Genomic DNA, 14,508 nt, shown 5'->3' on the forward strand with positions numbered 1-14,508 from the left:
TTGAACCTAGCTGATGTGCGCTTCGATCGTGCCTTCCGCTTCTAGTACGATCGCTTTTAGTTGCTCCAGTGTTTTCACGTCTGCACTTTGCCACAAGCCTCGTTGATTCGCTTCTAATAATCGCTCTGCCATGTCTCGCAGCGCCCAAGGATTCTTAGATTGAATAAAATCCTGAACCTGTTGATCAAACAGATATGCCTCAGCAACTCCCTGATACATATAGTCTTCAACACAGTGAGCTGTTGCATCATACGCAAATAGAAAATCGATCGTAGCAGCCAGCTCAAATGCCCCTTTGTAACCGTGTCGCATTGCTCCAGCAATCCATTTTGGATTGATAACTCGCGATCGATACACTCTCGCAATTTGTTGTTTGAGCGATCGTATTTTTGGATTTTCTGGGAGTGAATGATCGCCGAAGTAAGTTGTTGGGTTCTTTCCTTGGCTTGTCCGAACTGCCGCTGTCAGTCCACCTTGGAACTGATAGTAATCGTCGGAATCGAGTAAATCATGCTCTTGATTGTCCTGATTTTGTAGAACAATTTGCATGGAATTCAATCGATTTTGGAACGCTTCGGGAGCAGATTGGGCAACACTAGAACTCATATAGGCGTAACTACTCCAGTTAATATAAGCTCGTGCTAAATCTTCTTCGGTTTCCCAATTTTGAGATTCAATCAATCCTTGCAATCCTGCCCCGTATGCGCCTGGTTTTGAGCCGAAGATGCGATGTCGCGATCGACGATCTGCCTGCTCAGGCGTTAAACCTGTTGCTTTCCACGTTTGCGTCTCTTCTTTGACCTGAGCCGCGAGCGGATTTTGATTAGCGGGTTCATCGAGTTGAGAGATCGCAGCAACGGCTTGATCAAATAAATCAATCAAATTCGGAAATGCATCACGGAAAAAACCTGAAATTCGCAACGTGACATCGACCCGGGGGCGACCGAGAAACGAGAGCGGTAAAATTTCAAAATCGACGACTCGCCGAGAAACGCCGTCCCAAATTGGCTGAACGCCAAGCAATGCGAGAGCTTCTGCAATGTCATCGCCGCCTGTTCGCATCGTAGATGTTCCCCAAATCGAAAGCCCAAGGGTACGAGGATATTCGCCGTTTTCTTGGGTGTAACGTTCTACGATCGCTTCTGCTGCTTTTCGCCCGACTTGCCAAGCACTTTCAGTTGGAATTGCTCGAATATCGACCGAGTAAAAATTGCGTCCGGTTGGTAAAACTTCAGGTCGTCCGCGGGTCGGTGCGCCAGAAGGAGCCGCCGGAACATAGCCCCCATTCAACCCATGTAAGAGATAGCCAATCTCTTGATGCGTATTTTGCAGAGCCGGAAGCAGAAAGCTTTGAATCCACTTAAGTTCTGCGGTGTAAAGATGACCTTCTGCAATGTCATTTTCGAGTAAGCGATCGACTAAGCGAATTGCCTCAAGCTCGATTGCTTCGATCGCGTCTCCAGCATTTTGATAGCCTGGAACTGCATCACTTGGATCAGCAGTGAGTGGATCAAAATCTAAGTTCCAATCTTCTGCGATCGCACGAGTTAATCCCATCCGATTTGCTTGCGGATGACGCGCGATCGCAATGATCAAATCTCTCAACTGCCGATTCTCTGGGCATTTCCCAAAAATATGTAGTCCGTCTCGAATCTGAGCTTCTTTTAACTCACAGAGATAGCGATCAGTATTCGTAATCAGATCAGAATCGCCTGCTAGCTCGTTTTGAAGATTGTCTTGTTCTACTAAGTTGACAATGCGATCGCGAACTAGCTCTAATCGCGAAGGATTGAGATCTTGAGCTTCGTAGTACTCATCAATTAAAGCTTCTAATTTTTGCAAATCCCCATAAAGCTCTGCACGGGTCATTGGAGGAGTCAGGTGATCTAAAATCACAGCTTGAGCGCGACGTTTTGCTTGAGAGCCTTCGCCTGGATCATTGACAATAAAGGGATAGAGGTGAGGTAAAGCCGCGATCGCAGTTTCAGGAAAGCAATTTTCAGATAGTGCAACACTTTTACCTGGTAGCCATTCTAAATTTCCATGCTTGCCGACATGAACGATCGCATGTGCTCCAAAGCTTTGCCGTACCCAGTAATAGAAAGCTAGATAAGCATGAGTCGGTTCCAAATCCGGAGCATGATAGTTCAAAGAAGGATCGAGATCATAGCCTCGCGCAGGTTGAATGCCCACAAATACATTTCCAAGTTGAATGCCTGGAATCGGAAATGATTCAGTTGCAGTATTCCAGCGATTCAAAACAGATTGCTGAATCGATGCAGGCAAGGTTGAAAAGTAAGCTGTGTATTCTGCTAGAGGTAATGCTTGATGAATGGTGCGTAGCTCTCTTGCTTCTGGATCATTCGTTACGCCTGTGGTTAGCAACTTTACTAGCTCGTCTCCAGTTTCAGGAATGTTTTCAACATAATATCCCTCATTCTGTAAAGCTTTGAGGATTTCAATACAGCTTGCTGGCGTATCGAGTCCCACTCCATTAGCTAAACGCCCATCTCGGCTCGGATAGTTCGCCAAAATCAGCGCAATTTTACGATCGCATTTTTCACTCCGTCGCAAGTTCACCCAATTCTGTGCTAGATCTGCGACAAACTCTACTCGATCGCGAACTGCTTGATAAGTGACTACTTCAGTCTGCAATTCTGGATGCCGCGACTGTACCGATTTAAACGAAATTGCTCGACTAATAATTCGTCCATCGACTTCAGGTAACGCAACATTGATCGCAGTATCACGTGGCGAAAGTCCTCGTAATTGATCATTCCATTGTTCAACGCTGCCACTACTTAAAATCACTTGTAGCACTGGAATATCTAAAGTTTGCCAAAGTTCCGGCACCGTTGAAGAAGGCGACGCGATCGAGAAACTGGTTGTATTCAGCAACAGATCAATTGACGGTTGCTCTTTCGGCTGAAAGTAACTCAGCAATTCACTCTGAATATCTGGATCGCGTAACGAAGATACAAAGACGGGAACAGGACACAGATCGCGATCGCATAATGCTTTTGACAATTCATCAATTACCGTCGTGTTACCCGATAAATAATGCGCCCGATAGAATAAAATTCCTACCTTGCGCCGACTACATACGGAGCGATACGGGCAGCTTTCTCCCGCCCGATACAATCCCACACGCGGCACAGGCTGAGGCTCAGCAACCGAAGAATTGAGATCAAAATCCAAATAACGCTGCGCCAAAAGCTGAATCACATTGCGATAGTTTTCAACGCCTCCCTCATTGAAATAGCGCCAAACCCGTTCCACTTGAGTAAATGGAACCGTCGAATGGCTCATCAACTCTAAATCCGGTCGATCGTCTCCGGGCAAGACAATCAATGTTGCCCCCGACTGCCGCACAGTTTCACGCACGACTTCTAGTCCGTACGACCAATACGATCGCCCTCCAATAATTCGCAGCACAATCACTTTTGCCTGCTCTAACACTTCTTCGGCATAAGTATCGATCGTCAATTGCTGCTGAAGCTGTAACAGATTTACGCCTCTGACTTCAGGAAACGGAGTCGGCAACTGCGAAATTGCCCCTGCTAAAGTCTGAATATCTGTATCCGCTGCCGTCATGATGACGATCGGCGCGGGAGTCTGTTCTATAAATACAACCCCTTCTAGATCAGGAGTCCAACCGCCAGGAGTTGCAGCAATCCGATGCATAAAAATCACACAGTGTTATTAGTTTTTTACTCTATCGTGACTCCTTCAGCTTTGCCATTTCTACCTCTTGAAAGATGAGCAGATATTAAGACTTATATAGAATTGCAGAGATATACCTTTGCCTAATAAACTAGAGCGTTACAAATTCCAGTGCATTCAAATTCAGATTAATAATAAAAGAAAGGCTCATAGAGATCGCGGTATTCCTTTTTGGATGCGATCTCTCCTTTACCACCCTCTGCGCCCGCTCCCCGGATATGACAAGCTCCCGAACCCATTCTGTCGGTCAACTCCTGTCTTGGGCAATATTTCACCAAGTAGTAGATCTGCTACAAGCTACAGTTGGAACAGATGCGATCGTTCTGACTGAAAATCAGGCTCCCAAACGGTTTTTCCTGGCAGCTTCACCGAGCTTTAGTGCACTCATTCAAGCTGATGCGATCGATGCCGATTACTGTCAGTTGCATCTCACGTTCTCGCCTGACCAAATTTCGGCTTTTTTAGAAGAAATCAATTATGCTTTGCCGTTCCTGCTGCAAGAAAATCAAAGCGATCATCAAAGCGAATTCACCTTAAATCTGATTAAACTTTTTGCTCACTCTGCGCACCCTTCAATTCAGCATCAAGTTGAACAAGAACGCTTGATCAATCAAGTCACGACCCTGATTCGCCACAGTTTAAATCTGCCCGTGATCTTAGAAACGGCAGTGCATCAAGTGCGTGAGTTTCTCGAAGCCGATCGCGTGATCATTTACCAGTTCAATTTTCCGGCACCTTCTTGCCTGATCGATGGCGAAGTTCTCACAGCCGATCCGACTGTGCCAAATCTGGATGGCATTACTTATGAAGCGCGTAGCAGCGATAGAATTCCGTCTATTCTCAATTTGATGAATGAGTACAGTGCAGCGAGCCTGAAGCACTTGCAAAAACGCCACAGCGATTCTGTAACTTGGGCAGCCAACAGCACAAAATCCAAGAGTTCAACGGTCGCGTCTTTACTCGATGAGCCTACTGCCATTTCAATTCAAGCTGAACTTGTCACGCCGATCATGGTTCAAGAGGAACTCTGGGGACTGCTAATCGTGCATCAATGTCAGCATCCGCGACAATGGCTGGAGCGCGAAAAAATTCTGCTCCAGCGAATCGCTGAACATTTAGCGATCGCAATTTATCAATCCAAACTCTACAGCGAACTGCAACAGCAAAAAAATACCTTAGAGCAGCAAATTATCGATCGCACTCAAGAACTGCGAGACACATTAATTGCAGCCGAATCGGCTAGCCTTGCCAAGTCCGAATTTCTCTCGACGATGAGCCATGAGCTTCGCACCCCGCTGACGACAATTTTGGGAATGGCAGCCACGCTGATTCGCGCGTTCCAAGATACCAACTACATTCTCACGCCTCAAAAACAGATTGAATACTTACAAATCATTCAAGAACGAGGCGAACACCTGCTGGCTTTGATCAATGATTTGCTAGATCTCTCGGAAGTTGAAGCTGGAAAAATGATTTTGGAATGCAAAGAGGTTTCTCTATCAAAATTGGCTCAACAGTCGATTCAACTGGTGCAGGGAAAAGCTGATGCGAAACAAGTCGCATTGTCGCTCGAACTGTTACCACCGGGAGAGCGAACATCCCGTGATTTTCGATTTCAAGCTGACCCGCTGCGGGTGCAACAAATCTGCCTCAATCTGCTAAGTAATGCCATCAAATTCACGCCAGAGAAGGGACAAGTGACCATGCGTGTGCGAGTGAGTAGCACTACAGCGATTCTGCAAGTCGAGGACACAGGCATTGGAATTCCTGCTGAGCAGCGATCGCTGCTGTTTCAAAAATTTAAACAATTGGATGCATCCTACCATCGCAAATATGAAGGGACAGGATTAGGACTGGCATTGACTAAGCAATTAGTGGAACTGCATGGGGGTACGATCGAGGTAGACTCGAAAGTCGGGGTGGGATCAAAATTTACCGTCTTTTTACCTTTGCCAAGAGCTTGAATATTTGTTTTGAAGCTAAAATTTTGAAATGTCAACCCCCTTTGTTGTGAAATTTCAAAGTCACGAAGCTGCGATCGCGACCGTGCAATCATTGCAGGAGATGAAAGCAGCGATCGCTGATATGTCTATCTCTGTCAATTGTCCAGTGCTGGTGGTGATTGGCGGAGCCAGTAAGATTAGTGCTGCTGATTATGAACTGATACAGCAACTGTTTGTAAAAGTTCTTGCCCCGATCGCTCAAAAATGGCAAGCAGCGATCGTCGATGGTGGAACGGATACGGGTGTCATGCAGTTAATGGGTCGAGCACGGCAGCAGATTCAAGGAACATTTCCGCTGATTGGCATCTCTCCAGTTGGGCTGGTGACTTTGCCAGGTCAAGCAATTGACTCAGAACAGGCTGCACCCTTAGAGCCACATCATTCTCATTTCCTACTCGTTCCAGGATCAAATTGGGGCGATGAATCATCCTGGTTAGCAGCAGCAGCATCCGAGATTGCGCAGTCGGCACCCTCTGTGACGGTTTTGTTAAATGGCGGCGAGATCACTTGGGAAGATGCTTTGCAAAATGTCACGGTTCAGCAGCGACCTTTGATTGTGATTTCAGGCAGTGGACGTGCAGCGGATTTGATTACGGCAGGCTTGCGAGGAGAACCAACTGACGATCGCGCGATTCCTTTAATCGACTCGGGACGAGTTCAAGCGATCGAGCTAACCGATTTATACCGATTGGGCAAGACGATCGAGGCGATGTTTGCCGCTAATCCCGTTGACGCAGGATAAATTCCGCAATTGCTAAATCCATCGGCGTTGTGACTTTCAAATTCGTCTCTTCTCCTGGAAGAATTTGCACAGGCAGTTGACACTGTTCAAATAACGCTGCATCGTCTGTGACTTCCCAGCCTTGAGTGCGTCCTTCTAAATGACATTTTTTCAACAAGGGCACCGAAAATCCTTGCGGAGTTTGGGCTGCCCACAATTGCGATCGCTCTGGAGTCGAGGCGACTAGACCCTCTGAGACGACTTTAATCGTGTCTTTGACAGGAATTGCCGCAACCAATCCATCACAGGTTTGCAGGGCTTCCGTACAGCGATCGAACAGTTCTGGAGTTGCTAAGCATCGCGCGCCATCGTGAATGAGCACCTGTTCTGCTTCGGGCGGCAGGGCTTGAAGTCCGTTGTAAACCGATTCTTGGCGAGTTGTGCCGCCTTGAATAAAGTGGACAGGTTTAGTCAACTTCAGAGATTTCACGATTTCTTTAAAGTCATCCCAATCGAACGGCTGTCCGATAATGCCAATCCACTCGATTGTCTGAGATGCTTCTGCGGCAAGCAGTGTCCAAGCCAGAATCGGCCTTCCCAAAAGATCAAGCAGTAATTTGTTGCGGGGAGCTTTGTTCTGGCGTTGCCACGCGCTGCCCATGCGCTGCCCTGAACCTGCCGCAGGAATTAATAAATACACGTTCTCTCAATCCAAGTACACTGACAAAAATAAGGCGATCGCATCCTCATCTGCTCATGCCTGCTTGCTTACGGGCGAGTCAGATCAGGACAAAAAATCGATTTGCTGTTGTCAGTTTATCAGCCTAGCGACAGCCTAAACTCACCCGAGTATCAGTGTTCGTCAAGGTATTCGAGCCGCCTGCTGTCTGACACAGTTGAGCGACAGTGTCCGGATCGAGTCTTGCACCCGAAAAATCAGCATTCGCGATCGTTGTACTTGTAAAACTAGCTCCGCGCAAATCAGCATTTCTAAACACCGCATTGGTCAAATCGCTCGAATCAAACCTGACTCCTGCGAGTTGAGCATTGTCTAATCGAGCATTTCTGAGATACACCCCAACCAACGGCTGATTCGTGAAGTTCGCACCTGTCAAATCTGCTCCACCAAAGAATGTGTTGCCTAACGTTGCGCCTTGAAACACTGCGCCTACTAATCGAGCCGATCCAAAATCCGTATTCAGCAGATACGCATTTGTAAAATTTGCTTGGGCGAGAATCGCTCGGCTCAAAGAAGCCCGACTAATATCGGCTCCTGTGAAATTCACTCCTGAAAAGTCACTAATTCGGCGCTCACTCGATCGCGCATTCACGATCAGTTCCCCGGCTTGAATCCCGCTGAGATTTGCTCCACTGAGATTAGTGCCTCTAAAATCTGTGCCAAACAATGAGGTATTAATCAGCTTTGCATTACTGAGATCGAGGTTTGCCAAACTCGTGTTTGTGAGATCGCAACCGTAACAGGTCTTGGTTGATCGAAATTCTTGAAGTTGCTGCGAATTTTCTGCCCGCGCTGAGACTGCCAATAAATTCGTCAAAACTGCGATCGTCAACCAGCTTTTTTTCATCACGTTCCTTCCAATCCAAAAATCTAAAACCCTTTGCGTAGATCTAGCTAGACCTTATCAAAACTTTAACGAGAGTTCATCAGTAACACCGTAGAGCGAATCAGACTCAGAGTGAACACTGGCGGTGATCCCCCTTGGTGAGAAGCTATGTTCCAAGACTCATCGATCGAAGAAATGCCTGTTGTGTTGGATCGCCTTCCTGATTCAGTCTCCGATTTGTTTCAAGATGCTGGAGTTTGGTTTGATCCAGTAGACTACCCGCTACGTGAAGGAGATCCGGATTGCGATCGCATCTCTCCATCTCTTAAGAAAACAGTACAATCCGATTTCACCACTAGAAAAGCCACTTTACATGCTCTGCAAACTTTGAATCCTGGCAATGCTTTGCGACGTATTGCGCTACATCCTGATGGAAAAACACTTTTAAGCGTTGGTTCTCTCACCCGTACTAGCCCATCTGAACTCACGAATACGGTGCAGATTTGGAATTGGCGCACGGTCCAGCGGCTCTTTTCCTTGCAAGGACATACCGCTCCAATTACCGCAATGGCGCTGAGCCAGGATGGCAAGACTTTAGTCACCGGAAGCCAGGATTGCACGATCAAGGTTTGGCAAGTTGCCACCGGGGAAGAACTCACGACGCTCAAAGGTCATCACAGCCCCATTACCGCGATCGCCATTAGTGCAGACGGGCAGATGGTGGTCAGTAGTGGTTGCAATCAGTATGAGTGGCTAGGTCGTCGCGCGGATCTGACGGTACGCGATCGCAGCTTACGCATCTGGAACCTGCCTCAAGGCGAAAATACTCACATCTTGCCTTGTCTGACTGATGTTCCGATTCTTGCGGTCGCCATGAGTGGAAAAGGCTTGCTCAAGATCGAACAGCGCCCCGAAGCCATTAGCTTAAAGACGGGCGAAGCTCGCTTTAGCTTAAATTGGCTCACACCGTATGAGCAATGGCTCGACATGACTCCAGATTGGCAGCGTGTTGCAACGATCGTGGGTCGGCAGGTCTGGATCCGCAAAGTGGCAACGGGTGAGATCCGCTGTCGAATTCAGCTTGACCCAGCCGATGGCGCGCCACATGTCGCTGCGCTCAGCCCCGATGGTCAATGGTTTGTCGCAGGCTATCAGCGAGTTGATATCCATCCGAAACACCGAAATTATGCGCGTCGCCAGAATCTTTTGAGAATTTGGGATGCAGAGACGGGGCAATTGTTAAATAGCCTTGGGCAAGCAGATCTAGGTCAAGGACTGTGGCAAGCTGTCCAATTTAGTCAAAACAGTCGCTACTTAGTGACCAGTGTTGAGAGTGGGTTAAAAGTTTGGCAATGCGATCGCTAAAGTCGAAAAGACCTGTTTATTCTCGCGTTTCGACTGCGCTCAACCTTCTAGATCCTAGATCTTTACGAGTTGAGTGCAGCCGGAACCTGACCTAACGCAAGCTAGATAATCTTTTCCAATCCATAGACCAAAGACTTCAACGAAATCACTTTCCGAATCGAGAGCAACACGCCAGGCATGTAGCAAGTGCGATCGGTTGCGTCATGCCGCAAGGTATAAATTTGCCCTGCTGCCCCGAAAATGATTTCCTGATGTGCGACCAGCCCAGGCAGGCGAATACTGTGAATGCGAATGCCTTCTTCTGCCTGTGCTCCTCTTGCGCCTGTGATCTTTTCGGTTTCATGCACAAGCGGCTCATTGTAAGTCTTACCCAGTTCTGCGAGCATCTGCGCCGTTTGAACTGCTGTTCCGCTCGGTGCATCTGCTTTTTGATTATGATGAAGTTCAATAATTTCAACATGATCGAAATACTGAGAAGCTTGAATTGCAGCTTGCTGCATCAGCACAACCCCGATCGAGAAATTGGGCACGATCAAACAGCCCGTACTTGCCTTATCTGCAAATTCTGCTAATTCTTGAATCTGTCCCGCACTCAGTCCGGTGGTTCCGACAACAGGACGCACCCCATACGCGATCGCGGATCTGACATTGTTATACACGGCATCGGGGTGAGTCACATCCACGACGACTCCCAACTCTTTTTCTTGAGAGAGCATTGCCATCATCGATTCATATTCGTTGGTTACGGGGACTTCCAATGCTCCGCAACCAATGACTTCACCGATATCTTCTCCGAGATACTTGGGATTTTTCGCCAGTGCGCCGATTAAATTCATATCCGGCGACTGCGAGACGGCTTTAATAATTTCCCGCCCCATTTTTCCGGTCGCTCCATTGACGACCACTGGAATCCGACCCGCCATATGATGTTCCCAAACTCAGCTTTCTTATCTTAAGGGGCGATTCTGCCAACCCGCTAAACAATTCTTCTGGTTGACACAGAATCCGCATGCGGATTTTATAGGGCAGTTGCATCGATCTCAGCTTGAGTCGATCGCCGATTTGCCAGAAAGGACTGTACGGTTTGAACTCCTGCCCACACTGCAATTCCGCCGAAGATACCTGCAACTGTATTCACCCAGGGATTCTCGGTATGTCCGACAGTACTGACGATATGGATAAGGATCATGTGGAACAGATAGATATAGTAGGTTGCGGCTCCAACAGTTTGGAGTGGCGATTTGATGAATTGAGGAATTGGAACGGTAGGAATCCAGAGCAGTAATGTGCCTCCGAGCACCATCCACACGGCATAGGTGTAACTGATATAGGCATAGCTCAGACGAGTTAAGATTGGAACCAGTGCCCAGAGTAGACTTGTTGAGACTGCTTTTTGTTGTTTGGTGTGAGCGAACTGAATGATCCAACCCATCGAGAACATCCAAAACAGCATGTGGGGCAGTCGGTCATACAAGTGAGCAGTATTCCAAACCGCGCCTACTCCAAGCTTGGCAATAATTCCGATAACTAGGGTCGCTAATCCAAATTCCCAAGGAGAGACTCGTGCAAATTGTCGCAGAGGTTTGAGGGTGAACAGTAATGAGAAAAGCAGAATGATTTGGACTAACACACTGACAAACCACACTGGGAAAATCGCAGCGACTTCTGGATTCACAAAGTTACTGAATAAGAAGAGCACACTCAAGTCGAAGTCCCGTTTCCAGAGTTGATAGCTGAGGGAAATGATGAGATAAGGCGTGACCAGGTTGCGGAGCAGGGAGAGAATGGGTTGAACGAGTCGCCCTTGCACCAAGGCTTCAGATTGAAATCGAGCGAGGTTGGCTCCTGCGATCATCAAGAGTAGGAATGCGCCCCCAGAGAAATTCATGAGCCCCGCGTGATCGGCAACGACGACGAAGATCGCGATCGCTCTCAAAATGATATTAGTTTCAATCGGGCTGAACGCCTTTTTCTCAGGTGTGAGTGTTTCTAACTGGGCGATTGACAGATGCTCCCAGCCTTGTGGCAAGTAGCCTAGATGCCGCTCCAGTTCCATCGCGAGTTGCACATACGACAACGAATCTCCACCCAGTGAGATAAACGTATCTTCAGGCTGAAGATGCCGCAAGTTCAACAACCGACAGAACGCGGATTCAATGTAATTTTTCCGCTTCGGATCGACTGTTTCGACAGTCGCGGTTGGTGTCTGCTGAGTATACCAGTCTGCAAGTTGTCGGCGTTGCACTTTTCCGGTTGCTGTTTTCGGAAGTTCATCGAGTTCGACAATTGCGATCGCATTGCCTGCATTGACGTCAAACTCTTGAGTTGCTTCTAACACAGCGTCTCGAAGTTGAGATTTATCGATCGTCACTGCCGGAGTCACGGCGACCAAAAAACCTTCTCCCCGTACTGGATCTGGTTTACGACAAATTGCCAGCCCGGTTGTATACCCAATTTTCTCATAGAGCTTTGTCTCAAGGGCTTCTGGATGAACTTTCAGCCCTCCACAGTTAATCACATCATCGGCTCTGCCTTTGTAATACAGCAGTCCATGCTCCAAACTTCCTAAATCTTTTGTGATCAGCCATCCGTCTGCATCTGGAATCGGGGCTTCTTCTCCTTCGATCAGATAAGTCTGCGCTACATGCTCTCCTCGAATGGCAATCCGCCCATCTTCGGTTAACTGCACCTCAACCGAGCCGATCGCTTTGCCAACGGATTCGAGTGCTTCTCCCTCAGCGTTATGCAGTTCGAGTAATGTTGTTCGAGAAGCCTCAGTTAAGCCGTAATGCTGAACAATCCGCGCCTCTGGAAAGAGAGCTTTCATGGCTTCTTTTTCCTGTCGGCTCATGTACTGGCTTCCAATCTCGATCCAGCGCACACGTCTGCCCGCATTCCCAATCAAATCTGAATTTGCCAATAACACTCGCCACAGGCTCGGAACCGCTGAAATCGCGTTAATTTCACCGCGTTTCAGCATCGCACCGATTTCAGCTGGATTGAAGCCTGTTTCCGGTAAGTAAAGCTGTCCTCCAACCGATGAGATCGCTCTTGCTCGCCCAAATCCGAAAGAATGATAGACCGGAACGCCAATATACTCCCGAATCTCATCAGTGACCTGCATCAAGCCATTGAGTCGGCTAACGACTTCTGCCAAATTGCTGTGGGTCAGTAAAACGCCTTTTGGTTTGCCTTCAGTTCCAGATGTAAAAGAAATAACCGCAGGCTCATGACTCGTAGAAGGTTTGAAGCCTCGACTCATCCAGCCTGCTTCGGAGGTTGGAGTGAAGACACGATCGACTTTTGCAGCATTGATGCGATCGTGATCGTCTCCGTGTTTAAGCGGGACTGCAATTTCTTCGGATTCAAGACAAGTCAATATCGCATCAAGATAGCCTGTGGAATTTAGGGCGACAATTCCAAGGCGCGTTCTCACTGAGTTTCGAGTTTCATCGATCGTCATAGTTCAAGTCAATTTTGCTTGCGACTGACGATTTACCCTAGCTAATTTTGCTTAGATTTAGCAGTATTCTAACGAAGACTTTGTAATAACAAAACAATTTTACGTAATACTAACTCAGTAATCTCCCGCAGGCTAAAACCGTTAATTCAACCGGGGTATAGAAATATCTTGGATTACTATTAGTCTACATTCGGTGAATAATTTAGGAAAACTTGATGGAGCGTGTTAATCGCGATCACCGATTTGCCAAAAACGCCTGCAAGGTTTGATGCTGAGCCAGACACTCAGTCCACCTCATGTTGCTAAGATTGAACAAACTGAATCAGCGTATCATACCAACAGACCAAAGCGATCGCATTCCTCTCAGACTGATCTAGAAGGGATGCGATCGCTCAAGTACACTAGTGCAGCAATTGTGGGTTAGCCGCGATTAATTGTGGCAAAGATATCGTTGAGAATTTCTTGTGCGCCTTGCTCTTTTGCTCGGTGGGCCAGTTCGGTTCCTAATTTCTCAGCATCGACTGCCGCACCAGAAACGCTATCTTTCACAAGCTTTTTGCCATCTAAGCTAGCAACAATTCCGGTCAAGGTGAGTGTGTCGCCTTCAATCTTGGTATTGACACCGATCGGAACCTGACAGCCGCCTTCTAGTTCTCGCAAGAAAGCCCGCTCTGCATAACACCGATAAGCAGTGGGCTGATGTTCTAGCACTTTGAGAATTTCAAGAATCTCAGTATCGCCTTCACGACATTCAATGCCTAATGCACCTTGTCCAACGGCATGAAGCGAGATGTCAGATGGAATGAGTTGATGAATACGATCGCTTAAATCCAACCGATTCAATCCTGCCGCCGCCAAAATCAGCGCATCATACTCACCCGAATCCAACTTTGCCAATCGCGTGATCACATTTCCACGCACATCTTTGAAGCTGAGATGTGGATAGTGATGCCGCAATTGTGCTAGCCGCCGCAGTGAAGAAGTTCCAATCACTGAACCTTCGGGTAACGATGCTAAGTCTTTATCCTTGTGCTTTTCATGGACGACCAAAGCATCTGCGGGGTCTTCGCGTTCCGTCACGCAACCTAGCATCAACCCTTGGGGCAATCGAGTCGGCAAATCTTTCAAGGAATGCACTGCGAAATCGGTTGTGCCATTGAGCATTCCATCTTCAAGTTCTTTGGTAAATAAACCTTTGTCCCCAATTTTCGCCAATGCCACATCAAGGATCTTGTCGCCTTGAGTGTTCATCGTATGAACTTCAAACGTGTGTTGAGGAAAAGCTTTCTGTAACTGCTCCTGCACCCAATAAGTCTGAACTAAAGCAAGCTGACTTTTGCGTGAAGCAATCCGAATAGTACGAGTTGGGCTAGAAACAGTTGAGGACATAATTAACGGAAAGTTGGTACGAGCTTATCAAGTGACTATTCTTCACCTTACCGCAGTGTGTTGCCCGATTTGCGCGTCAACTCCGCCGAATTCGTTACAGATGATTAAGCAACTGATTGTAATTGAGGATTGAGAAATCGCTCGATGGTGTCTTGGGTTTGGCGTAGTCTCCAAACTGTACGTCTGTGGAAAAGGGGAATCAGGTAAGGCGTGTCAGTTTAGCTCTTTCGGTAAAGGTTGATTGAATGTGTAAAGCTGGAGCATCGAAACCTGCTGTTC

At 47.5% G+C, this 14,508-nt stretch carries 10 protein-coding genes; 4 read left to right on the forward strand and 6 right to left on the reverse strand.

From position 1 onward, the window contains the following. Positions 1 to 6: 6 nt before the first annotated feature. Complete coding sequence (gene cobN / locus ACMUEV_RS00635) at positions 7 to 3,684, reverse strand: cobaltochelatase subunit CobN (protein WP_190652566.1); 3,678 nt, start codon at positions 3,682 to 3,684, stop codon at positions 7 to 9. A gap of 257 nt (positions 3,685 to 3,941) precedes the next feature. Here cobN and ACMUEV_RS00640 point away from each other — a divergent pair, with 257 nt between their 5' ends. Next, positions 3,942 to 5,687 carry a GAF domain-containing sensor histidine kinase gene (locus ACMUEV_RS00640; RefSeq protein WP_017291241.1) on the forward strand — a complete coding sequence of 582 codons (1,746 nt, stop codon included), beginning with the start codon at positions 3,942 to 3,944 and terminating at the stop codon, positions 5,685 to 5,687. A 28-nt stretch (positions 5,688 to 5,715) separates the two neighbouring features. Then, positions 5,716 to 6,468: a hypothetical protein gene (locus ACMUEV_RS00645; protein WP_190652565.1), complete on the forward strand. Its 753-nt coding sequence runs from the start codon at positions 5,716 to 5,718 to the stop codon at positions 6,466 to 6,468. On the opposite strand, the gene ispD is transcribed toward ACMUEV_RS00645, so the two are convergent. After that, positions 6,446 to 7,147 carry a 2-C-methyl-D-erythritol 4-phosphate cytidylyltransferase gene (gene ispD, locus ACMUEV_RS00650; protein ID WP_190652564.1) on the reverse strand — a complete coding sequence of 234 codons (702 nt, stop codon included), beginning with the start codon at positions 7,145 to 7,147 and terminating at the stop codon, positions 6,446 to 6,448. The two genes, ACMUEV_RS00645 and ispD, sit on opposite strands and share 23 nt — an antisense overlap. A 124-nt stretch (positions 7,148 to 7,271) precedes the next feature. After that, positions 7,272 to 8,033 (reverse strand): pentapeptide repeat-containing protein, encoded by a 762-nt coding sequence (locus tag ACMUEV_RS00655; RefSeq protein WP_190652563.1) that lies wholly within the window; start codon positions 8,031 to 8,033, stop codon positions 7,272 to 7,274. A 147-nt stretch (positions 8,034 to 8,180) separates the two neighbouring features. Between ACMUEV_RS00655 and ACMUEV_RS00660 the strand changes: the two genes are divergently transcribed. After that, complete coding sequence (locus ACMUEV_RS00660) at positions 8,181 to 9,377, forward strand: WD40 repeat domain-containing protein (RefSeq protein ID WP_190652562.1); 1,197 nt, start codon at positions 8,181 to 8,183, stop codon at positions 9,375 to 9,377. A 101-nt stretch (positions 9,378 to 9,478) separates the two neighbouring features. Here ACMUEV_RS00660 and dapB read toward each other — a convergent pair whose 3' ends face one another. Together dapB and ACMUEV_RS00670 are read right to left on the reverse strand one after the other, a co-directional pair. Further along, positions 9,479 to 10,300, reverse strand: a complete 822-nt coding sequence (gene dapB, locus ACMUEV_RS00665; protein WP_017291236.1) for a 4-hydroxy-tetrahydrodipicolinate reductase — start codon at positions 10,298 to 10,300, stop codon at positions 9,479 to 9,481. A 95-nt stretch (positions 10,301 to 10,395) separates the two neighbouring features. Next, positions 10,396 to 12,840 carry an AMP-binding protein gene (locus ACMUEV_RS00670; protein WP_190652561.1) on the reverse strand — a complete coding sequence of 815 codons (2,445 nt, stop codon included), beginning with the start codon at positions 12,838 to 12,840 and terminating at the stop codon, positions 10,396 to 10,398. A gap of 268 nt (positions 12,841 to 13,108) precedes the next feature. Here ACMUEV_RS00670 and ACMUEV_RS00675 point away from each other — a divergent pair, with 268 nt between their 5' ends. Continuing rightward, positions 13,109 to 13,264 carry a hypothetical protein gene (locus tag ACMUEV_RS00675; RefSeq protein WP_190652560.1) on the forward strand — a complete coding sequence of 52 codons (156 nt, stop codon included), beginning with the start codon at positions 13,109 to 13,111 and terminating at the stop codon, positions 13,262 to 13,264. Here the strand turns inward: ACMUEV_RS00675 and hemC are convergent. Next, a complete protein-coding gene (gene hemC, locus ACMUEV_RS00680) occupies positions 13,261 to 14,229 on the reverse strand; it encodes a hydroxymethylbilane synthase (protein WP_017291233.1) in 969 nt (322 codons plus the stop codon). The two genes, ACMUEV_RS00675 and hemC, sit on opposite strands and share 4 nt — an antisense overlap. Positions 14,230 to 14,508 lie beyond the last annotated feature (279 nt).

The organism is Leptolyngbya sp. FACHB-1624 (genome assembly GCF_047649235.1).
Taxonomy (GTDB): Bacteria; Cyanobacteriota; Cyanobacteriia; order Leptolyngbyales; family Leptolyngbyaceae; genus Leptolyngbya; species Leptolyngbya boryana.

Coding starts and splice junctions, on each gene's coding strand:
- cobN (WP_190652566.1), bottom strand. CDS start 3,684: ATGCATCGGATTGCTGCAACTCCTGGCGGTTGGACTCCTGATCTAGAA.
- hemC (WP_017291233.1), bottom strand. CDS start 14,229: ATGTCCTCAACTGTTTCTAGCCCAACTCGTACTATTCGGATTGCTTCA.
- ACMUEV_RS00640 (WP_017291241.1), top strand. CDS start 3,942: ATGACAAGCTCCCGAACCCATTCTGTCGGTCAACTCCTGTCTTGGGCA.
- ACMUEV_RS00655 (WP_190652563.1), bottom strand. CDS start 8,033: ATGAAAAAAAGCTGGTTGACGATCGCAGTTTTGACGAATTTATTGGCA.
- ACMUEV_RS00675 (WP_190652560.1), top strand. CDS start 13,109: ATGCTGAGCCAGACACTCAGTCCACCTCATGTTGCTAAGATTGAACAA.
- dapB (WP_017291236.1), bottom strand. CDS start 10,300: ATGGCGGGTCGGATTCCAGTGGTCGTCAATGGAGCGACCGGAAAAATG.
- ACMUEV_RS00645 (WP_190652565.1), top strand. CDS start 5,716: ATGTCAACCCCCTTTGTTGTGAAATTTCAAAGTCACGAAGCTGCGATC.
- ACMUEV_RS00660 (WP_190652562.1), top strand. CDS start 8,181: ATGTTCCAAGACTCATCGATCGAAGAAATGCCTGTTGTGTTGGATCGC.
- ACMUEV_RS00670 (WP_190652561.1), bottom strand. CDS start 12,840: ATGACGATCGATGAAACTCGAAACTCAGTGAGAACGCGCCTTGGAATT.